At 74.3% G+C, this 23,380-nt stretch carries 4 protein-coding genes; all 4 read left to right on the forward strand.

The window, feature by feature from the left end:
* Positions 1 to 26: 26 nt before the first annotated feature.
* The 4 genes from KY5_RS39590 (at position 27) to KY5_RS39605 (ending at position 23,332) form a co-directional block, all read left to right on the forward strand.
* On the forward strand, positions 27 to 5,828 hold the full coding sequence (locus tag KY5_RS39590; RefSeq protein WP_418952854.1) for a type I polyketide synthase: 5,802 nt from the start codon (positions 27 to 29) through the stop codon (positions 5,826 to 5,828).
* 99 nt (positions 5,829 to 5,927) lie between these two features.
* The gene (locus KY5_RS39595) at positions 5,928 to 10,976 is read left to right on the forward strand and encodes a type I polyketide synthase (protein WP_098246715.1); all 5,049 of its coding nucleotides are present in this window, start codon (positions 5,928 to 5,930) and stop codon (positions 10,974 to 10,976) included.
* A gap of 58 nt (positions 10,977 to 11,034) precedes the next feature.
* The gene (locus KY5_RS39600) at positions 11,035 to 16,644 is read left to right on the forward strand and encodes a type I polyketide synthase (RefSeq protein WP_098247798.1); all 5,610 of its coding nucleotides are present in this window, start codon (positions 11,035 to 11,037) and stop codon (positions 16,642 to 16,644) included.
* A 58-nt stretch (positions 16,645 to 16,702) separates the two neighbouring features.
* Positions 16,703 to 23,332 (forward strand): type I polyketide synthase, encoded by a 6,630-nt coding sequence (locus KY5_RS39605; protein WP_098246716.1) that lies wholly within the window; start codon positions 16,703 to 16,705, stop codon positions 23,330 to 23,332.
* The last annotated feature ends 48 nt before the right edge of the window (positions 23,333 to 23,380 follow it).

Raw genomic sequence — 23,380 nt, forward strand, 5'->3', positions numbered from 1 at the left:
CGATCCGGGCTAGGGGACCTGCGGAATTGGGGAACTGGGGCATGGCAGAGACAGACACGGAACAGCAGGCCGCGGAGCGGAAAGCCACCGGACGCGGCGCCACGGCAGGCAACGGCGCGACCTCCAACGAAGAGAAGCTGCTCGACTACCTCAAGCGGGCGACGGGCGACCTCCGGCAGTCCCAGCGACGGCTGCGCGAGATGGAGGCCGCCCAGAGCGAGCCCATCGCCGTCGTCGGCATGGCCTGCCGCTACCCGGACGGGGTGGACTCGCCGGACGCGCTGTGGGACCTCGTCGCCGAGGGCCGCGACGCCATCACCGCGTTCCCCGCCGACCGGGGCTGGGACGTCGAGGGCCAGTACGACCCCGATGTCGCGCGCGCCGCGAAGAACGGCAAGAACTACGTGAGCGGCGGCGGGTTCCTGCGCTCCGCCACCGAGTTCGACGCCGGATTCTTCGGCATCTCGCCGCGCGAGGCGCTGGCCATGGACCCCCAGCAGCGCCTGCTCCTCGAAGGCTCCTGGGAGCTGTTCGAACGAGCGGGCATCGACCCGAAGTCCGTCAAGGGCAGCTCCACCGGCACCTTCATCGGCTTCAGCTCGATGGATTACGGCTGGGAGCACCAGAGCATCCCCGAGCCGGTCGCCGGGTACTTCGCCACCGGCAACTTCGCCAGCGTGATGTCCGGCCGGATCGCCTACACCTTCGGCCTAGAGGGGCCCGCCGTCAGCGTCGACGCGGCCTGCTCCTCCTCCCTGGTGGCGCTCCACCTCGCGGGGCAGGCGCTGCGGGCCGGGGAGTGCTCGCTCGCCGTCGCCGGAGGCGTCACCGTCATGTCCACCTCGATCGGATACGCCGAGTTCTGCCGCCAGCGCGCCCTGTCCCCGGACGGCAGGTGCCGGGCGTTCGCCGCATCGGCCGACGGCTTCGGCCCCGCCGAGGGCATCGGCCTGCTCCTGGTCGAGCGGCTCTCCGACGCGCGCCGCAACGGCCACCAGGTCCTTGCCGTCGTCCGCGGTTCCGCCGTCAACCAGGACGGCGCGAGCAACGGCCTGACCGCGCCCAACGGCCCCTCCCAGGAACGCGTCATCCGCGCCGCCCTGCGCAACGCCCGTGTCGCGCCGGAACAGATCGACGTGGTCGAGGCGCACGGCACCGGCACCACCCTCGGCGACCCGATCGAGGCACACGCGCTGCTCGCCACCTACGGGCAGCGACGCCCCGAGGAACGGCCCCTGTGGTTGGGTTCGGTGAAGTCCAACATCGGGCACACCTCCGCCGCCGCCGGTGTGGCCGGAGTGATCAAGATGGTGCAGGCCATACGACATGGCGTACTGCCCAAGACGCTGCACGTGGAGGAGCCGACCCCGCACGTCGACTGGTCGTCGGGCGCCGTCCGCCTGCTCACCGAGTCCCGCGCCTGGCCCGACACCGAGGGCCGTCCCCGGCGCGCGGGCGTCTCCGCGTTCGGCATCAGCGGCACCAACACCCATGTGATCGTGGAGGAGGCACCGAGCGACACGGGAGCCACGGCCGGGTCCGAGCCCGCAGACAACGCCACCGGCGGCCGGGCCGCCCCTGGCCTGACCGACACCCTCGTGCCCTGGCTCGTCTCGGCCCGCTCCGAGCGCGCCCTGCGCGCCCAGGCGGACCTCCTGGCCACCCACGCGGCAACCGGAGACGCCTCTCTCCGCGACATCGGCCACTCTCTGGCGTCGACCCGCGCCGCGTTGGAACACCGAGCGGTCATCCTGGCCCCTGACCACGAGACCGCGCTCGCGGGCCTCACGTCCCTCGCCACGGGAGATTCCACCATCCCGTCCCACGTCGTACGTGGAATGGCGACGACCACGGACCCGGACGAACGCGAACTGACCAGTAAGACGGCGTTCGTGTTCCCGGGGCAGGGTTCGCAGTGGGTGGGGATGGCGGCGGGGTTGTTGGAGTCGTCGCCGGTGTTCGCGGGGCGGTTCGGTGAGTGTGATGCGGTGCTGCGGGCGTATGTGGACTGGTCTGTGGTGGACGTTGTCCGGGGTGTGGATGGTGCGCCGTCTTTGGATGACGTGGTGGTGGTGCAGTGCGCCTTGTGGGCGGTGATGGTCTCGCTCGCGGAGCTCTGGCGGTCGGTGGGTGTCGAGCCTGCTGCGGTGATTGGTCACAGTCAGGGTGAGATCGCGGCTGCCGCTGTGGCGGGTGCGTTGTCGCTGGAGGATGCGGCGAAGGTGGTGGCGCTGAGGGCTCGGGCGATCTCGGATGGTCTGTCGGGTCTCGGCGGGATGATGTCGATTGCGTTGCCCGCGGAGGCTGTGCGGGAGCGGATCGCCTCGTTCGGTGCGCGGGTGTCGGTGGCTTCGGTCAACGGGCCTTCCTCCACGGTGGTTTCGGGTGACCCGGACGCGTTGGATGAGCTGCTGTCCTCGTGCGAGGCGGATGGTGTGCGGGCCCGGCGGATCGCGGTGGACTACGCCTCGCACTCCGCCCAGGTGGAGTCGATCCGCGAGCAGGTGATCTCGGCGTTGCAGGGCATCGAGCCGCGCGCCTCGGAGGTGCCGTTCTACTCCACGGTGACCGGGTCTCCTCTGAACACCGCGGAGTTGGACGCGGAGTACTGGTTCACGAACCTGCGCCAGGAGGTTCGCTTCGACCAGACCGTGCGCGCCCTGCTCGCGGACGGTTTCGGGGCGTTCGTGGAGTGCAGTGCTCACCCGGTCCTGACTGTGGGTCTGGGGGAGACGTTCGAGGACACCGGCAGCACCACTGTGTACGCGCAAGGGACCTTGCGTCGCGACGAAGGCGGACCGGAACGCTTCCTGACCTCTGCCGCCGAAGGGTATGTGCGTGGCCTGCCGGTCAACTGGCAGTCTCTGTACGCCGGTTCAGACGTCCGGCAAGTGGACCTGCCCACCTACGCCTTCCAGCACCAGCGCTACTGGATGGAAACCGACCCCGCTGCCGCCGGTGACCCGGCGGAGCTCGGGCTCGGGGCCGTGGAGCACGCGGTTCTCGGCGGCGCGCTTCCCGTGGCCGACGGCGGGCCGCTCGTGCTGACCGGCTCCCTGATGCCTCGCACGCATGCCTGGTCCGTGCAGCACACGGTGCACGGATCGGCGGTCGTGCCGAGTGCCGTGTTCGCCGAACTGGCCGCGACGGCCGCGTACGAGACGGGCTGCTCCCGGGCGACGGGTCTCGTCGTCGAGGCGCCCCTCGTGCTGCCCGAGAAGGGCGGCGTACAGCTCCAACTGGTCGTAGGGGCAGGGGAGGTGGAGGGCGAGCGGGAGTTCGCGGTGTACGCGCGCGGTGCGCAGGCGGCGCCGGACGCGTCCTGGACGCCTCATGCGCGCGGGACGCTCGGCAACGGCGCGCCGGACCTGGTGGAGGACGCTCAGGCGGCGTGGCCGCCCGCGGGCGCCGAACAGGTCGGACTCGACGATCTTTACGCGCGGCTGGATGCCGTAGGACACGGACATGGCCCCGCGTTCCGGGCGCTACGTTCCGTCTGGCGGGCGGGTGACGAGCTCTTCGCCGAGGTCACCGTCGGTGAAGGCGAGGTCGGTGAGGGGGAGGACCGGCCCCTGTCCGTGGACGGGTTCGGGATTCACCCGGCCCTGCTCCACGCCGCGCTCCAACCGGCCCTGGCCGCAGGCTCCGACGGCGGCGACGGCCTGCCTCTGCTGCCGGTCGAATGGCGCGGGCTCACCCTGCACGCGGTCGGTGCCACCAGCCTGCGCGTGCGGGTGAGGCCCGTGGGCGAGGACGCCGTGGCGGTCTCCGCGACCGACCCGGACGGCGCGCCCGTGGTCACCGTGGACGCCGTACGGCTCGCTCCGGTCGGTCCCGAAGAGCTGCGTGGGGCAGAGGAGTTGACGCGGGACGCGCTGTTCCGCCTGGAGTGGGCCCCGGTGCCCGTCGAGCGGGCTTCCGTCGCCGATGCCCGTCGGTGGGCGGTCATCGGCACCGACGAGCTGGGTCTGGCCGCCGCACTCGGCCTGGGCAGGGGCGGTGCGGACGCGGCGGACACGTCCACCGTCGCCGTGTTGTCGTACGCCACGGAATCGACCCCCGATCCGGCGGCGGACCCGGGCCTCGCGGACCGGGTGCGCGAGGTGACCGCGGAGGCCCTGGAAGTCGTGCAGAAGTGGGTGGCCGACGAGCGCGCCGAGTCCTCGACCCTGGTGGTCGTGACCCGGAACGCCGTGGCCACGCGGGCGGGAGAAGAGCTCGGCGGGCTCGTCCACGCGCCGTTGTGGGGGCTGATACGGGCCGCCCAGGCGGAGTATCCGGCCGGACGGTTCCTGCTGGTCGACGTGGACGGGCGGCGGCCGTCGCTCGACGCGTTGGTCCCCGCGGTCACGGCGGCTCTCGCCGAGGGGGAGCAGCAGTTGGCACTGCGGGAGGGGGAGGCGCTGGTACCGCGGCTCACCAGGGCCCGCTCCGACGTGTACCCGACAGAGACGGCTCCCGCGCACCCGACTCCCGCGTACCCGACGGAGACGGAGACCGACCCGGCGCCGGGCACCTGGCTCGTCACCGGCGGCACCGGGACCCTGGGCCGCCTGGTCGCCCGCCATCTGGTGACCGAACACGGCGTGCGCCACCTCGTGCTCGCGAGCCGCCGGGGCCGCGGGGCCGACGGCGCGGCGGAGCTGGCGGCCGAGCTGACCTCGGCCGGGGCGACCGTGGACATCGTGGCCTGTGACGCGGCCGACCGCGAAGCGCTGGAGGCGCTCCTCGACACCGTCCCCGCCGACCGGCCGCTGACCGGCGTCGTGCACGCGGCCGGTGTGCTCGACGACGGACTCGTCGGCTCGCTCTGCGCCGAACAGTGCGAGCGGGTGCTGCGCCCCAAGTCGGACACGGCCCTCAACCTGCACCAACTCACCCTGGATCACGACCTGTCGGCCTTCGTGCTCTTCTCCTCGGCGGCGGGCACGCTGGGCAACGCGGGACAGGCGGGCTTCGGCGCCGCCAACGTGTTCCTCGACGCCCTCGCCCAGCACCGCAGGGCGCGAGGACTGCCCGGGGTCTCCCTCGCCTGGGGGCCGTGGCGGACGGGCGAGGACACCGAGGACACCGGGGACACCGGGGGGAGCGGCGGCGGAATCGTGCCGTTCACGCCGGACGAGGGGCTCGCGCTGTTCGACGCGGCCCGGCACGGGACGGACGCGCTGGCGCTGCCGATCCGTCCCGACCTGCCGGTGCTCGGCGAGGCGGCGGCAGCGGGCGCGCTGCCCACGGTGCTGCGCGGCCTCGTCAGGACCGCGCGGCGCACCGCCGCCACCGGCGCGGGCGCCGACCGCTCCCGTACCGAACTCGCCAGGAAACTGGCCGGAGTGCGGCCCGCCGAGCAGACGCGCGTCCTGCTCGACCTGTTGCGCACCGAGGTCGCGGCCGTACTGCGGCACGCCACGACCGAGGACGTGGATGCGGACCGTGCCTTCAAGGACCTCGGCTTCGACTCGCTCACCGCGGTCGAGCTGCGCAACAGGCTGGCCGCCGCGACCGGTCTCACGCTGCCGCCGACGCTCGTCTTCACGTATCCGACGCCGACCGTCCTGGTGCGTTTCCTCCTGGAGGAACTGGCCCTCGGGGCGGGCGCAGAGGAAGAACTCCCCGTCCTCGCCGAGCTGGAGAGGCTCGCCGACACCCTGGCGGCGACCGCGGCGGACGAGTCCACCACGGAGCGGATCACCCAGCGCATCGAGGCCCTGCTGTGGCAGTGGCGCGGCGACCCGCGCGGCACCCGGGGGGTCCTCGCCGGGGAAGCCCTCGACGCCGCCTCCGACGACGAGATGTTCGCACTGATCGACAAGGAACTGGGCGGCTCTTGAGCGTCCATCCCGAAACCCGGGACCAGGCGCCCCCGCCAGGGGGGCCACGACCGCCGGGCGCCCCTGCCCACCGTTCGCCGAAGGAGACAGAGGGACACCATGTCCAACGGCACTACCGAGGCAAAGCTCCGCGACTACCTCAAACGCGTCACGGCCGACCTGAGCCTGACGCGGCACCGGCTGCACGAGGTGGAGGCAGCGGACAGCGAGCCCATCGCCGTCGTCGGCATGGCCTGCCGCTACCCCGGCGACGCGGATTCCCCCGAAGAGCTGTGGGAGCTGGTCGCCGAAGGCCGCGACGCCATCAGCCCCTTCCCCACCGACCGGGGCTGGGACCTCGACGCGCTCTACCACCCCGACCCCGAGGTCCGGGGCACGAGCTACGTCCGCGACGGCGGATTCCTCAGCCGTGCCGGGGACTTCGACGCGCCCTTCTTCGGCATCACCCCGCGCGAGGCACTCGGCATGGACCCGCAGCAGCGGCTGATGCTGGAGATCTCGTGGGAGGCGTTCGAGCGCGCGGGCATCGCCCCCGCCACCGCGAAGGGCACCCGCGTCGGCGTCTACACCGGCATCGTGGCCACCAACTACGTGTCCCGGCTGCGGGAGACCCCCGAGCCCGTCGAGGGGTACGTGGTCACGGGCACGATGTCGAGCGTGGCCTCGGGCCGCGTCGCGTACACGCTGGGACTGGAAGGCCCGGCCGTGAGCGTGGAGACGGCCTGCTCCTCCTCGCTGGTCGCCCTGCACCTCGCCGTGCAGGCCCTGCGGTCGGGCGACTGCGCCATGGCCTTGGCCGGCGGGGTCGCGGTGATGCCCATGCCGGACGCCTTCGTGGAGTTCAGCAGGCAGCGGGGCATGGCCCCGGACGGCCGCATCAAGGCCTTCGCCGCCCAGGCCGACGGCACCAACTGGGCCGAGGGCGCCGGAGTGCTCCTCGTCGAGCGGCTCTCCGACGCGCGGCGCGCGGGCCACCCGGTCCTCGCGGTGATCCGAGGCTCGGCCATCAACCAGGACGGCGCGAGCAACGGCCTCTCGGCCCCCAACGACCTCGCCCAGGAACGCGTCATCAGGGCGGCGCTCGCGAGCGCCAGGCTCACCGCCGACGACGTGGACGCGGTCGAGGCGCACGGCACCGGCACCACGCTCGGCGACCCGATCGAGGCCCAGGCGCTGTTCGCCACCTACGGAAAGGACCGGCCGAAGGACCGGCCGCTGCTCCTGGGGTCGATCAAGTCCAACTTCGGGCACGCGGGCCCGGCGGCGGGCGTGGCCGGAGTGATCAAAATGGTGGAGGCGATGCGGCACGGCCTGCTGCCGCGCACCCTGCACGTCGACGAGCCGACGCCGCACGTCGACTGGTCCTCGGGGACGATACGGCTGCTCACCGAGCCCGCGCCGTGGCCCGCGCGGCAGGACCGGCCGCGCCGCGCCGGTGTCTCCGCGTTCGGCATCAGCGGCACCAACGCCCACGTCGTCCTGGAAGAGGCCCCCGGGGAGCCCGCGCCCGCACCGGAAGCGGCGGACGCCGAAGCCGATGCCGTCGCCGAGGTGTCCGGACTCACCGGGGAGCTGGTGCCCTGGCTGGTGTCCGCCCGTTCGGAGACCGCGCTGCGGGCCCAGGCCGCGCGGCTCGCCGCGTACGCCGACGTGAGGACCTCGGCCGACCCCGCGGACATCGGCCGCTCCCTGGCGCTGACCCGGTCCCCGATGGAACACCGGGGCGCGGTCCTGGCCGCCGACAGGGACAGCGCCCTCGCGGCGCTCAGGGCCCTCGCGGAGGGCACACCCGCGCCCGGAGTCCTCACCTCGGCCGCGGCCCCCGGCGGCCGGGTCGCCTTCGTCTTCCCGGGGCAGGGCTCGCAGTGGCAGGGCATGGCGGCCCGACTCGCCGACACCGCACCGGCGTTCGCACGACGGCTCGCCGCCTGCGACGACGCGCTGCGACCGCTCACCGGCTGGTCGGTGACCGAGGCCATCCGCGGCGGCGAAGACGCGCCCTCCTTCGACGACGTCGAGGTGGTGCAGTCCGCGCTCTGGGCTGTCATGGTGTCGCTCGCGGAGCTGTGGCGCTCGGTGGGGGTCGAACCCGCCGCGGTGATCGGCCACAGTCAGGGCGAGATCGCCGCCGCCGCCGTGTGCGGAGCGCTGTCTCTCCAGGACGCGGCGAAGGTGGTCGCCCTGCGGGCCCGCGCCATCCGCGAGGAACTCTCCGGCAAGGGCGGCATGGTGTCGGTGGCGCTGCCCGCGGAGGGCGTACGCGACCGCATAGCCCCCTGGGGCGAGCGCATCTCGGTGGCGTCGGTCAACGGGCCTTCCTCCACCGTGGTCTCCGGCGAACCCGACGCCCTCGACGAGCTGATCGCCTCCTGTGCCGCGGACGGGGTGCGCGCGCGTCGGATCGCGGTGGACTACGCCTCGCACTCCGCGCAGGTGGACGCCATCCGCGACCGGGTCGTCGACGCACTGCGGGACATCGAGCCGCGCACCTCCGACATCCCCTTCTACTCGACCGTGACCGGCTCGGCCCTGGACAGCGCGGCGCTCGACGCGGAGTACTGGATCACCAACCTGAGGCAGACCGTCCGCTTCGACGACACCGTCCGCGCCCTGCTCGCCGACGGCTTCAGCCACTTCGTCGAGTCGAGCGCGCACCCGGTGCTCACCGTCGGCCTCCAGGAGACCTTCGAGGACACCGGCAGCGACGCCGTCGCCCTCGCCACGCTCCGCCGCGACGAGGGCGGCACGGGCCGCTTCGTCACCGCACTCGCCGAGGGCCACGTACGGGGCCTGCCCGTCGACTGGGCCGCGGTCTTCGCCGGAGCGGGCACCGGAGCCCGGCACGTGGACCTGCCGACCTACGCCTTCCAGCACAGCCGCTACTGGCTTGAGGAGCCCGCGGCCGAGACGCCCGCCGCCGAGCAGCACGATGACGAGGGCGACGACGCCGAGTTCTGGGCCGCGGTGGAGCGCGGCGACCTGACCGACATCGCGGCCGAGCTCGGTGTCACCGCCGACCTGCCGCTGAGCGAGGCACTGCCCGCCCTGTCGTCGTGGCGGCGCCGCAGCCGGTCGCGATCGCGCGCCGACCGGTGGCGCTACCGCGTGGCATGGCACCCGCTCGCCACCGCCGACACCCCGGCACTGGAAGGCCGTTGGCTGCTTGCAGTTCCGCAGGGCGATCCGCAGGGCGAGGAGTACGACGACCGGGTCGCCGGAACCGTACAGGCCCTGGAGAAGCTCGGCGCACGGGTGGAGCGGCTTGCCGTGGACCCGGCGACGGCCGACCGGGCGCACCTGACCGGGCTGCTGCGCGAGACCTGCGCGGGCCGGGAGGGACCGCCCGCCGGCATCCTCTCGCTGCTCGGCCTCGACCGGCGCCCCCACCCCGACCACACCGCGGTGCCCGCCTCGCTCGCCGCGACCCTGGCCCTCGCCCAGGCGCTGGTCGACGTCGCCGGGGAACTCCCGGTCGCGCCACGCCTGTGGTGTGCCACCGGCGGAGCCGTCTCCGTCGACGCGGGGGATCCGCTCACCGATCCGGCGGCCGCGCACCTGTGGGGGCTCGGCAGGGTCGTCGCGCTGGAACACCCGCTGCTGTGGGGCGGGTTGATCGACCTGCCCGCCGATGCCACCGACCCGGCGGTGGACGGGCTGCGGGCCGCGCTCACCGCCCCCGCCGACGAGGACCACCTCGCCGTACGCGCCGACGGCACCCTCTACGGGCGGCGGCTCGTGCGCGCCCCCCTCGCGGACACCCCCGCGCACCGCTCCTGGCAGCCGCGCGGCAGCGTGCTCATCACCGGCGGCACCGGCGGAATCGGCTCCCACCTGGCCCGGCAGCTGGCGCGCGACGGGGCCGAGCACCTGGTCCTGGCGAGCCGGAGCGGACCGGCCGCGCCGGGCGCCGCCGAGCTGAGCGAGGAACTGACCGCGCTCGGCGCGAGGGTCTCCCTCGTCGCCTGCGACGTGGCGGACCGCGACGCCGTCGCCGACGTGCTCGCGGGGATCCCCGACGACCTGCCGCTGACCGCCGTGATCCACGCGGCCGCGGTCCTGGACGACGGGGTGATCGACTCGCTCACCCCCGAGCAGATGCAACGCGTGCTGCGCGTGAAGGCACGGGGCGCGGTCCACCTGCACGAGCTCACCCGGGACATGGACCTCTCGGCGTTCGTCCTGTGCTCCTCCTTCGGCGCCACCTTCGGACTGCCCGCACTCGGGAACTACGCGCCGGGCAATGCCTTCCTCGACGCGCTCGCCGAGCACCGGCGCGCCCAGGGCCTGCCCGCGACCTCCGTCGCGTGGGGCACCTGGGCGGAGACCGGGATGGCCGCCGGAGCCGTCGGCGCCCGCGGCCGCCTCGAAGGAATCGAGGCGATGGACCCGCAGTCGGCGGCCGCCGCCCTCTCCCACGTCCTCGACCGCGAGGAGGCCACCGCCGTCCTCATCGACCTGCGCTGGGAGCGCTTCGCGCCGGTCTTCCACGCCAAACGCCCCACGGCGCTCTTCCAGCAGATCCCCGAGGCCGTACGGGCGTTGGCGGCGAGCGCCCAGGGGCCGGATCCGGACACCGGCGGTGAGCCCGCCGACGGACTGCGGGCCCGGCTGCTCGGCGCGGCCCGCCACGAGCAGGAGCACGAACTGCTCGAACTGGTCCGCTCGCACGCGGGCGTCGTCATGGGCCACGTGACCCTCACCGGCGACGCCAAGGACGCCATCGACCCCGACCGCCCGTTCCGGGAGCTGGGCTTCGACTCCCTGATGGCGGTCGAACTCCGCAACCGCGTCGGCGCGGCCACCGGCCTCACCCTGCCCTCCACGCTGGTCTTCGACTTCCCCACCCCCGACGCCGTGGCCCGCCACCTGTGGGAGCAGATGGGGCTCGGCCTGGGCGGCGGCCCGCAGCCGGGAGAGGCGGAACTCGACCTCCTCGAAGCCTCGCTCGCGACGGTTCCCGCCGACGCCGAGGCGCGCGCGAGGACCGTCAAGCGGCTGGAGCGCCTGCTGTGGAAATGGACCGCGGACAGCACCGCGGAAACCCCTGAACACGGGACCGAGGAAACCGAGTTCACGACCGTGACCAACGACGAGATGTTCGCCCTCATCGATCGCGAACTGGGAACAGGCGGGGCCGCAGATGACTGACACGACGCACGCGACGGACACGACCACCCCTACGGACGCGACGGACGCGAACACGACGATGAGCGACAACGAGAAGCTGCGGGACTACCTCAACAAGGTCATGGCCGACCTGCGCCGCACCCAGCGGCGCCTGAAGTCCGTGGAGGAGCAGAGCCACGAACCGATCGCCGTCATCGGCATGGCCTGCCGCTACCCCGGCGGCGCCGAGTCCCCCGAGCAGCTGTGGCGGCTCGTCGACGACAGCGGCGACGCGATATCCGGGTTCCCCACCGACCGGGGCTGGGACCTCGAGAACCTGCTGCTGCGGGACCCCGAGGGCAAGGAACTCGCCCCGGAGGGCGGGTTCGTGGACGGCGCCGCGTCCTTCGACGCGGAGCTGTTCAACATCTCGCCGCGCGAGGCGCTCGCCATGGACCCCCAGCAGCGGCTGGTCCTGGAGTCCTCCTACGAGGCGTTCGAGCGGGCCGGAATCGACCCCGCCACGCTGCGCGGCAGCCGCACCGGGGTCTTCGTGGGCGCCTCCTACACCGGTTACGGCTCCGACGTCGAGCAGATCCCGGACGGCCTCGAGGGCTACACCATGACGGGCTCCGCCAACAGCGTGGTCTCCGGGCGCGTCTCCTACACCTTCGGCCTCCAGGGCCCCGCCGTCACCGTCGACACGGCATGCTCCTCGTCGCTGGTCGCCCTGCACTGGGCGGTCCAGTCCCTGCGCGCGGGGGAGACCACCCTGGCGCTGGCCGGTGGGGCCATGGTCATGCCGAGCCCCATGGAGTTCGTGGAGTTCAGCCGCCAGCAGGTCCTCGCGGCCGACGCCCGCTGCAAGGCCTTCGCGGCCGCGGCCGACGGCACGGGGTTCTCCGAGGGCGCGGGCCTCGTCCTCCTCGAGCGCCTGTCGGACGCCCGCCGCAACGGACACCGGGTGCTCGCCGTCGTCCGGGGCTCGGCGGTCAACCAGGACGGCGCGTCGAACGGCCTGACCGCCCCCAACGGGCCCGCGCAGCAGCGCGTGATCGAAGCCGCGCTCGCCGACGCCCGGCTGAGCGCCGACGAGGTCGACGCGGTGGAGGCGCACGGCACGGGCACGACGCTCGGCGACCCGATCGAGGTGCAGGCGCTCCTCGCGACGTACGGCAAGGATCGCCCAGCGGACCGGCCGCTGTGGCTCGGCTCGGTCAAGTCCAACATCGGGCACACCCAGGCCGCCGCAGGGGTCGCCGGTGTCATCAAGACGGTCGAGGCGCTGCGCCACCGCGTGCTGCCCGCGACCCTCCACGTCGACGCCCCCACTCCGCGGGTCGACTGGTCGTCCGGCGGGGTGCGGCTGCTGACCGAGCGCCGCGAGTGGAGCGACCCCGGGCGCCCGCGCAGGGCGGCGGTCTCGGCGTTCGGCATCAGCGGCACCAACGCCCACCTCGTCCTGGAGGAGGCACCGCCGGAGGAATCGGCTCAGGACGAGGAGAAGGACGGAGCGAAGGGCACGGAGGCCACCGGCCTGGTCGATGCCGTCGTGCCCTGGCCCCTCTCCGGCCGGAGCGGCAACGCGCTGCGCGCCCAGGCCGACCGCCTCGCCGCGCACGTCCAGGACCGCGCCGACCTCCCCGGACTCGACGTCGGCGCCTCCCTGGCCCTGTCGCGCGGCGCACTCGAACACCGGGCCGTCGTCCTCGCGGCCGACCGCACCGAGGCACTGACCGGCCTCTCCGCACTCGCCCAGGGCGTCCCCGCCGCCGACGTCGTCACCGGAACGGTCCGGCCGGGAGCGGCCCGCGTCGCGTTCGTCTTCCCCGGCCAGGGCTCCCAGTGGCTGGGCATGGCGGCCGAACTGCTCGACACCACACCGGTGTTCGCGCGCCGCCTCGCCGCGTGCGACACCGCGCTGCGGCCGTACGTCGACTGGTCCGTGCTCGACGTCGTCCGCGGGGGCGCCGACGCCCCGTCACTGGACGACGTGGTCGTCGTGCAGTGCTCGCTGTGGGCCGTCATGGTCTCGCTCGCCGAGGTGTGGCGCTCGGTGGGCGTCGAACCCGTCGCCGTCGTCGGACACAGCCAGGGCGAGATCGCCGCCGCCGCCGTCGCGGGCGCGCTCTCGCTCGACGACGCGGCCAAGGTGGTGGCGCTGCGCGCCATCGCGGCCGCCGAGGAACTGTCGGGCAAGGGCGCGATGGCCTCCCTGGCACTCTCCGCCGACCAGGTCGCCGAGCGCATCGCGCCCTGGGGCGACCGGATCTCCGTCGCCGCGCTCAACGGCCCCAACGCCACCGTGGTCTCCGGCGACCAGGGCACGCTGGACGAACTCCTCGCCGACTGCGAGGTGGACGGCATCCGCACCCGGCGCATCGCCGCCGCCTACGCCTCCCACAGCGCCCACGTCGAACGGATCCGCGACCGGCTCGTGCGCGATCTCGACGGCATCCGGCCCAGGTCCGCGGAGGTCCCCTTCTACTCGACCGTCACCGCCGGTCCGCTCGACACCGCGGGCCTGGACGCGGAGTACTGGTATGCCAACCTGCGCCGCGAGGTGCGCTTCGACGAGACCGTCCGCGTCATGCTGGCCGACGGCGTCGGGTTCTTCGTGGAGGCGAGCCCCCACCCGGTCCTCGCCGTCGGTCTGCAGGAGACCTTCGAGGCCGCCGGGGCCGACGGCGTGGCCGTGGGCACCCTGCGCCGCGAGGAGGACGGCCCGCGCCGCTTCCTGACCTCGCTCGCCGAGGGGTACGTGCGCGGCCTTCCCGTCGACTGGCACAAGCTGTTCGCCGGGGCGGGAGCACGAAGGACCGAGCTGCCCACGTACGCCTTCCAGCACGAGCGCTACTGGCTGGACACCACCCGCACCGCCCCCGGCGACGCCGCGGACTTCGGCCTCACCGGCACGGGACACCCGCTGCTCACCGCCGCGGTCGAGGCCGCGGCCGGTGACCAACTGCTGCTCACCGGCCGCCTCTCGGCCCGCACCGAGGGCTGGCTCGCCGACCACACCCTGCACGGCACCACCGTCCTGACCGGCGCCACCTTCGCCGAACTCGCCCTGGACGCGGGCGAACGGGCCGGTGCCGCGGTGGTGGAGAGCCTCACCGTCGAGGAGCCGCTGACGCTGCCGGACGGTGCCGGGGTCCAGCTCCAAGTGACCGTCGCCGCACCCGACGACACCGGCCGCCGCGAGCTCGCCCTCTACGCCAGGGCCGAGTCCGACGAGGTGACCCGGCCGTGGGTCAGGCACGCCACCGGACTCCTCGCCCCGGAGGCGGCCGACGCCCCCGACGAGGCGGGGGAGCGGAGCGTGTGGCCGCCGACCGGCGCCCAGCCGGTCAGCGTCGCCAACTTCCAGCAGCGCATGTCCGACGCGGGGCAGGGCTACGGACCGGCCTTCGGTGGCCTGTCCGCCGTCTGGCGCAAGGGATCCGACCTCTACGCCGAAGTCGCGCTGCCCGAGGACCACGCAGGACAGGCCGCACGCTACGGGCTGCACCCGGCCCTGCTCGACGCCGCGTTGCAGCCCGCCCGTCTCGAACAGCGCACCGGCCTGCTCTGGACGGACTGGAGCGGTCTGCGGCTGCGCGCCGTGGGCGCCGGTGCGCTGCGCGTCCACCTCCGCACGCTCGCGGACGGGGCGGTGGGCGTCACCCTGGCCGACGAGACAGGACGTCCCGTCGGCTCCGTGGACTCCGTACGCCCCCGCGAGGTCACCGCGGCGGAACTGCGCCGCCCGGACGACGTGACCCGCGACAGCCTGTACCGCCTGGAGTGGCAGCCCGTACCGGCGGCCGGACAGAGCGCCGAATGGGTGGTGCTCGGCGACGACGCGCTCCAACTGACCGATGCCCTGGAGGAGTCGGGCGCCTTCCCGCAGTTCTACGACGACCTCGGCGAGCTCGCCGGGGCCGTCGACGCCGGGCTGCCCGCCCCCGAGCTCACCCTCGTCTCGTACGGCCCGCACGGCGAGCGGTCCGACAGCGAAGAGGCGCTCGACGCCACCACCCGACTGCTCGCGCTCGTGCAGGAGTGGCTGGCCGACGAGCGGTTCACCGCCTCGCGCCTCGTCGTCGCCACCAGGGGAGCGGTCGCGGCCACCGCCGCCGACACCGTCGACGGACTCGCGCACGCGGCGCTGTGGGGCCTGGTGCGCTCGGCACAGGCCGCGCACCCCGGCCGGTTCGCCCTGGTCGACCTGGACGCCGACGAGGGCTCGCTCGCGCTGTTCCCGAGCGCCGCACCCGCCGCCGTCGCGTCCGGCGAGGCCCAACTCGCCCTGCGCTCCGGGTCCGTACTGGTGCCCAGGGCCGTACGGGCGGCGGCCGCCGACCCGGTGGCCGCCCCGCGGCCCTTCGACCCCGAGGGCACCGTCCTGATCACCGGCGGCACCGGCGGGCTCGGCGGCGTCGTCGCCCGCCACCTCGTCAAGCACCACGGCGTACGCCACCTCCTGCTCGTCAGCCGCAGCGGCCGGGGCGCGGCCGGGGCGGACGCGCTCGAAGGCGAACTGACCTCGCTCGGCGCGACCGTGACCATCGAGGCCTGCGACGTCGCCGAACGGGCCGCACTGGAAAGGCTGTTGGCCGCGATCCCCGCCGATCGGCCGCTCACCGCGGTGCTGCACGGTGCGGGCGTTCTCGCGGACGGGCCCGTGGAGGCGCTGACGGCCGACGACGTACGGAAGGTGTTCGCGCCGAAGGTGGCCGCGGCCACGCACCTGCACGAGCTCACCCAGGACACGGACCTGTCGGCGTTCGTCCTGTTCTCCTCCGCCTCCGGCGTGCTCGGCAGCATCGCCCAGGCCAACTACGCCGCCGCCAACGCCCATCTGAACGCCCTCGCCCAGCAGCGCCGCGCCCGCGGACTGCCCGCCCAGTCCCTCGCTTGGGGCCTGTGGGAGCAGAGCGGCGAGATGGGCGCGGCGGCGGACACGGCGAAGTTCGCGCGCGCCGGCATCCTGCCGCTGACCGCCGACGAGGGCACCGCGCTCCTCGACGCGGCAGGGGCACTCGACGAGGCGCTGCTGATGCCCGTACACCTCGACGCCGCGGCCCTGAGCACCCGGGCCGCCGACGGCGCCCTGCCCGACCTGCTGCGCGGCCTGGTGCACCGGCCCTCGGCCCGTAGGACGGCGCAGCAGGCGCCGAGCGCGGCCGAAGGATCCGACTGGGCGGAGCGCCTGAGCGGCCTGCCCGCCGCGGAGCAGCTCCACCGCCTCGTCGAGCTCGTGCGCGGTCACGTCGCCTCGGTCCTCGGGCACGGCACCCCCGAGGCGATCGATCCCGACCGGCCCTTCAAGGAGCTCGGGTTCGACTCGCTGACCGCACTGGAACTGCGCAACCGGCTCCAGGCCGCCGCCGGACTGCAACTGCCCGCGAGCCTCGTCTTCGACCACCCCACGCTGGACGAGACCGCCGCGTTCCTGCGGGAGCAACTGGCGCCGGGGGAGGCCGAGACGGTGCCGCCCGCCCTCGCGGAACTCGACCGCCTGGAGAGCGCGCTGCTCGACATCGGCGCCGACGACGCCGAGACCCGCGAGAAGGTGACCAACCGGCTGCGCGCCCTGGTCTCCAAGTGGCAGGACACGGGCGCGGTCACGGAGTCCGCGACCGACGCCGACGACGAAGGCGTCGTGGACGACGCGTCCGACGCCGAGCTGTTCGCGCTCCTCGACGACGAACTGGACACGCCGTGACGCCGCCCGGGGCAACGCTCCGCCACCGGCCGAACCTCATCACGAATAGGTGTGACGCATGACCGAGAACACGGCGAGCACGGCAGCCAAGGCCGGCGAGACCAAGCTCCGGGAGTACCTCAAGCGGACCACCAACGACCTGCGCAAGGCCCGGCGCCGCATCCGGGACCTGGAGGAGCCAAGCCCCATCGCGGTCGTCGGCATGGCCTGCCGCTACCCGGGCGGCGCCGCCTCCCCGGAGGCGCTGTGGGACCTGGTCGCCACCGACGGCGACGCGATCTCGCCGTTCCCCGACAACCGCGGCTGGGACCTGGACGGCATGTACGACGCCGACCCGGACGCCGAGGGCAGGACCTACGCCCGTGAGGCCGGGTTCCTGCACGACGCGGGCGAGTTCGACGCGGAGTTCTTCGGGATCAACCCCCGCGAGGCGCTGGCGATGGACCCCCAGCAGCGGCTGCTCCTGGAGACGTCGTGGGAGGTGCTCGAACGCGCGGGCATCGACCCCACGTCGATGAAGGGCAGCCGCACCGGTGTCTTCGCCGGCACGGCGACCATCGACTACATCACCGGCAGGCAGCGCATCCCCGAGGGCCTGGAGGGCTACTCGGGCACCGGCTCCTTCGCCAGCGTCATCTCGGGCCGGGTCGCCTACAGCCTCGGCCTGATCGGCCCCGCCATCACCGTCGACACCGCGTGCTCCTCCTCGCTGGTGGCGATCCACCTGGCCGTCCAGGCGCTGCGCACCGGAGACTGCTCACTGGCGCTCGCGGGCGGCGTCGCGCTCATGCCCACCCCCGCCGGGTTCATCACCTTCAGCCGACAGCGGGCCATCGCCCGCGACGGCCGCTGCAAGGCGTTCGCGGCCGCGGCCGACGGGTTCGGCCCTTCGGAGGGCGCGGGCCTGATCCTCCTGGAGCGCCTGTCGGACGCCCAGCGCAACGGCAGGAACATCCTCGCCGTCATTCGCGGCTCGGCCGTCAACCAGGACGGCGCGAGCAACGGCCTGTCCGCGCCCAACGGCCCTTCCCAGGAACGCGTCATCCGCGCCGCCCTCGCCGACGCCCGCCTCTCGGCCGACCAGGTCGACGCCGTCGAGGCCCACGGCACGGGCACCAACCTGGGCGACCCCATCGAGGCCCACGCCCTGCTCGCCACCTACGGCCAGGAGCGGCCCGCCGACCGGCCGCTGCGGCTCGGCACCATCAAGTCGAATATCGGGCACGCGGCACACGCCGCGGGTGTCGCCGGAGTCATCAAGACGGTGATGGCGCTGCGCCACGGCCTCCTGCCCCGCACCCTGCACGTGGACGCCCCCTCGCCGCACATCGCCTGGTCGTCCGGTGCGGTGGAGCTGCTCACCGAGCCGGTGGAGTGGACGGCCGAAGGACGGCCGCGCAGGGCCGGTGTCTCCGCGTTCGGCATCAGCGGCACGAACGCGCACGTGATCGTGGAGGAAGCGCCCGCACCCGCCGGAACCGGCGAGGAAACCGAGGCCGCCGCCGAACCGGCCACCGAGAGCCCGCGCCCCTTCGACCTGACCGTCGTGCCCTGGACCCTGTCAGGGCGCACCGAACCCGCCCTGCGCGCCCAGGCGCAGCGGCTGGCCGCGCACATCGGCCAGGACGGCGGCGGCCACGCCCTCGCGGACATCGGCCGGTCCCTGGCCGCGACGCGGGCGCACCTGGAACAGCGTGGCGTCGTCCTCGCCACCGACCTCGACGGCGCGCGGGCGGGCCTCGCGGCCATCGTCGACGGCACCCCCGCCCCGAACGTCCTCACCGGGCGCGTCCGCCCCGGTGCCACCCGCCCCGTGTTCGTGTTCCCGGGGCAGGGGTCGCAGTGGGAGGGGATGGCGGTCGGGCTGCTCGACTCCTCCCCGGTGTTCGCGGGCTGTTTCGCGGAGTGCGAGCGTGCCTTGCGGGCGCATGTGGAGTGGTCTGCGACGGATGTGCTGAGGGGAGCGGAGGGCGCGCCGTCGTTGGAGCGCATCGAGGTGCTGCAACCGGTGCTGTTCGCGGTGCACGTCGCCCTGGCGGGGCTCTGGCGGTCCCTTGGCGTGGAGCCCGCTGCGGTGGTCGGGCACAGCCAGGGCGAGATCGCGGCGGCCTACGTGGCGGGCGCGTTGTCGTTGGAGGACGCGGCGCGGATCGTCGTGCTGCGCAGCGCCCTGTTCGCCGAGGAGCTCGTCGGGCACGGCGCGGTGGCGTCGGTGGCGCTGTCGGCCGACGCGGTGGAGGGGCGTCTCGCCCGGTGGGACGGACGGCTGGTGGTGGCCGGGCGCAACGGCCCGGGGGCCGCGACGGTGGCCGGTGAGACGCGCGCCCTGGAGGAATTCGTCGCCCAGTGCGAGAGCGAGGACATCAAGGCCCGCGTCGTGGGCTCCACCGTGGCGTCGCACTGCGGCCAGGTGGACCGGTTGCGGGAGCGGATCCTTGAACTGTTCGCCGGTGTCGAGCCCCGGCGCTCGGAGGTGCCGTTCTACTCGACGGTGACCGGCGGCGTGCAGGACACGGAGGGCCTTGACGCCGCGTACTGGTTCGAGAACTGCCGTCGTCCGGTGGACTTCGAGGGCGCGGTGCGCTCCCTGTTGGCCGACGGGTTCCGGTTCTTCGTGGAGTCCAGTGCGCACCCGGTCCTGACGATGGGCGTGCAGGCGACGTCCGAGGACGCCGGGATCGAGACGGTGGCGGTCGGGTCGCTGCGCAGGGGCGAAGGCGGCACCGAGCGTTTCCTGACCTCCCTCGCCGAGGGGTACGCGCACGGCCTGCCGGTGAACTGGCGGGAGGCGTACGCCGGTTCCGGCGCGGGCTTCGTGGGCCTTCCCACGTACGCCTTCCAGCGCAGCACCTTCTGGCTGGACGCCGAGTACGACACGGCCGACCCTGCGGGGCTCGGACTGGACGGCGGGGGACACCCGCTGCTCGGCGCGGCCGTGCGGCTCGCGGACGAGGACCGCGTCCTGCTCACCGGGCGCCTGTCCACCAAGTCCCTTGCTTGGGCAGCCGATTCGGGTGTCGATGGCCTGCTGCCCGGCTCGGCGCTCGCGGAACTCGCGCTGCGGGCGGCCCGCGAGGCGGGCTGCGACCAGGTCGACGAGCTCACGCTGACCGAACCGCTGCCGCTGCCCGAACAGGGCGGCACACAGATCCAGTTGACCGTGTCCGCGCCGGACGAGTCCGGCCGCCACGAGCTGCGGGTGTACGCGCGCGACGCCGACGCCGAGCCGGACAGCCCCTGGAACCGGCACGCCACCGGAGTCCTCGCCCCGTCGTCGGTGACCGCCCAGGTCCACGCGTCGGCCGCCTGGCCGCCGCCCGGCGCGCGCCCGCTCGACGTCCCGGAAGGGGCGGAGGAGCAGGGCGTCCAGGCCCTCTGGCGGGACGGGGACGCCCTCTGCGCGGACGTCGTCCTGCCGGAGCGGCTGCGCAACGAGGCGGGCCGGTTCGGCCTGCACCCCGCGCTGCTCGACCTCACCCTGCACGCCGCGGCGCACGGCGGCCTGCTGGACGGCGACGCGTCCGCCCTCGCCCCGCACGCCTGGCGCGAGGTGGCCCTGCACGCCGTCGGCGCGACCTCGGCACGGGCCCGGATCACGGCCACGGGCCCCGACACCCTCACGCTCTCCCTCGCGGACACCACGGGCGAGCCGCTGGCCACGATCGGATCCGTCGAACTGCGGGCCCTCACCGCCGACCAGGTCCCCGCGGCCTCCCGCGCCGAGCGCGACTCCCTCTTCCACGTGGAGTGGTCGGGACAGCCCACCGGCGTCGCGGCCGCCGGGAACACGGTGTCCGACACCGGCGCGGACTGGGCGGTGCTCGGGGACGACGGCCTCGGCCTGATACCCGCGCTCAAGGGCGCGGGGGCGTTCGGCCGCTCGTACGCCGACGTGGCGGAACTCGGCGCCGCGCTCGACGCGGGCGCGACGGCGCCCGAGGTGGTTCTCGTCCCGTACGCCGCGCCGCACTCCCGAGACGACCTCGCGGGATCGGCGCACCGGGCGATCACCGAGGCGCTCGGTCTGGCCCAGGAGTGGCTCGGCGACGAACGGCTGCGCCCCTGCCGCCTCGTGGCCGTGACACGCGGCGCGATCGCCGCCGAACCCGACGAGGACGTCAGCGATCTCACCCACGCCCCGCTGTGGGGACTGCTCCGCTCCGCCCAGGGCGAGAACCCCGGCCGCTTCCTCCTGGTCGACCTCGACGAACGCCAGGAGTCCCGGGCGGTACTCGCCGCCGCGGTCCGCACGGCACTGGCCGCCGACGAACCGCAGGTCGCAGTGCGTGACGGTGTGGTGCGCGTCCCGCGCCTGGCCCGTACCACCGCGGGATCCCTCACGCCGCCGCCCGGCACGGCCGCCTGGCGGCTCGCGGCCACCACCGACGCCGGGGCGGGCCAGGGCGTCACGGCACTGGCGCACCCCGACCTCCTCGCGCCGCTGGCCGCCGGGCAGGTCCGGATCTCCGTGCGCGCCGCCGGAGTCGAGGCGGCCGACCTCCTGCCCGGGCGCGCAGCGCTCGGCGGTGAGGGCGCCGGTGTGATCACCGAGGTCGGGCCCGGCGTCACCCGCCTCGCCGAGGGGGACCGGGTGATGGGCCTGCTGCCCGACGGTGCCTTCGGCCCGCTGGCCGTCGTGGACCACCGGCTCGTCGCCCCGGTCCCGCGCGGCTGGTCGTTCGAGCAGGCCGCCGCGGCACCGAAGGCGTTCCTCCAGGCCTACCTCGCCCTGCTCGACGGGGCCCAACTCGCCGACGGTGAAGCGCTGTTGGTGTACAACGCCACCGGCGCGCCGGGCCGCGCCGCGGTACAGCTGGCCCGCTACCGGGGCGCCGACGTCTACGCGACGGCCCAGGAGGAGAACCGGTACCTGCTGCGCGGCATGGGGTTCGACGAGGCGCACTCGGCCTCCTCGGCCAGGGCGTCCTTCGTGGACGCGGTCCTGGCGGCCACCGGCGGCCGGGGCGTCGACGTCGTGTTCGACGCCGAGCAGCGCCACGACGGCGCCCGCACGACCGCTCACCGGGACGCCCTGCTGAGGGTGCTGCCGCGCGGCGGACGACTCGCGGAACCCGCCGTCGACGACGCCCCGGGTACGGGCTCCACGGGCTCCACGGGCTCCGCGGGCTCCACGGGCCCGGGCGACAGCGGCGCGATGCCCGCGTCGGTGCGCCGCCTCCCGTACGACCTCGCGACCGTCGATCCCGACCGGGTCGCCGAGATCCTGGCCGACCTCGTCAAGCTCTTCGACCGGCGGGTGCTGCGCCCGCTCCCGGTGCACGGCCACGACATCCGGCAGGCCGCTCGGCTCCTGAGCGCGTTCGACGAGACCGCGGGCTCCGGCAAGGCCGTCCTGACGGTGCCCAAGCCGCTGGACCCGAACGGCACCGTCCTCATCACCGGCGGCACCGGCACCCTCGGCGGTCTGCTCGCCCGGCACCTGGTGGCCGAGCACGGCGTGCGGCACCTGGTGCTCACCAGCCGCCGAGGACCGAGCGCGGTCGGCGCGGAGGAACTCCGGGCCGAACTGGTCGCGGCGGGCGCCTCGGTGTCCATCGCGGCCTGCGACGCCGCGGACCGTGCCGCCCTGACCGAGGTGCTCGACGGCATTCCCGCCGAGCGTCCGCTGACCGCCGTCGTGCACGCGGCGGGCGCCCTGGCCGACGGGCTCGTCGGCTCGCTCACCGCGCGGGACGTCGAGCACGTGCTGCGCCCCAAGGTCGACGCCGCCGTCCATCTCCACGAGCTGACCCGGGACCTGGACCTCGCCGAGTTCGTCCTGTACTCGGCGGGCGCGGGAGTCCTCGGCAACCCGGGGCAGAGCAACTACGCCGCCGCCAACACCTTCATCGACGCGCTGGCACACCACCGGCGCGCCCAGGGACTGCCCGCCGTCTCGATGGCCTGGGGCTTCTGGGGCGAGACCAGCGAGCTGACAGGACAGCTCGACGAGACGCTGGTGACCCGCATGCGCCGCTCGGGCGTGCTGCCCATCTCGGCGCGGGAGGGCATGGCGCTGTACGACGCCGCCCGCGCGGCGGGTCGGCCGCTGCTCGTGCCGACCCGGCTCGACCTGGGGGCGCTGCGCGCCCAGGCGGCCACCACCGCACTGCCCAGCATGCTCCGCGGCCTGGTCCGCGCCGCGCTGCCCACCGCCCGCGAGAGCGCGCGGCGGACGGCGACGCTGGAGGCGCGCCTGGCCGGTCGCGCCGGTCCCGAACAGCGGGCCCTGCTCGTCGACCTGGTCCGCTCCAACGCCGCGGCCGTCCTCGGTCACGCGGATGCCCAACCGGTCGGCGCCGACCGGGCGTTCAAGGAACTCGGCCTCGACTCGCTCACCGCCGTGGAACTGCGCAACCGGCTCACCACGGTCACCGGCCTCACCCTGCCCAGCACGCTCATCTTCGACTTCCCCACCCCCGTCGAACTCGCCGCCCACCTCCATCAGCGCCTCGTCCCCGAGGCGGACAGCGGCCCGGCCGTGGACCCGGAGGAGGCGGAGGCGCGCAGGCTGCTCGCGTCGATCCCGGTGGCGAAGCTGCGCGGCTCGGGCGTCCTGGACCTGCTGCGGCAGCTCGCCGAGGAACCGACGCACACCGAGGTGGCCGAGGAGGCGGAGAGCGGGGCGATCTCCTCGATGGACGTGGACGACCTGGTCCGCGCCGCGCTCGGCGAGGACGGCTCGTGAGCCCCCGCCGTCCTCCCATGGAACCCGACGAGAGAGAAACGGAGAACG

The organism is Streptomyces formicae, assembly GCF_002556545.1.
GTDB classification, from domain to species: domain Bacteria; phylum Actinomycetota; class Actinomycetes; order Streptomycetales; family Streptomycetaceae; genus Streptomyces; species Streptomyces formicae_A.

Excerpts from the sequence above, each read along its gene's own strand:
- KY5_RS39600 (WP_098247798.1), top strand. The coding sequence starts at position 11,035 with ATGAGCGACAACGAGAAGCTGCGGGACTACCTCAACAAGGTCATGGCC.
- KY5_RS39605 (WP_098246716.1), top strand. The coding sequence starts at position 16,703 with ATGACCGAGAACACGGCGAGCACGGCAGCCAAGGCCGGCGAGACCAAG.
- KY5_RS39595 (WP_098246715.1), top strand. The coding sequence starts at position 5,928 with ATGTCCAACGGCACTACCGAGGCAAAGCTCCGCGACTACCTCAAACGC.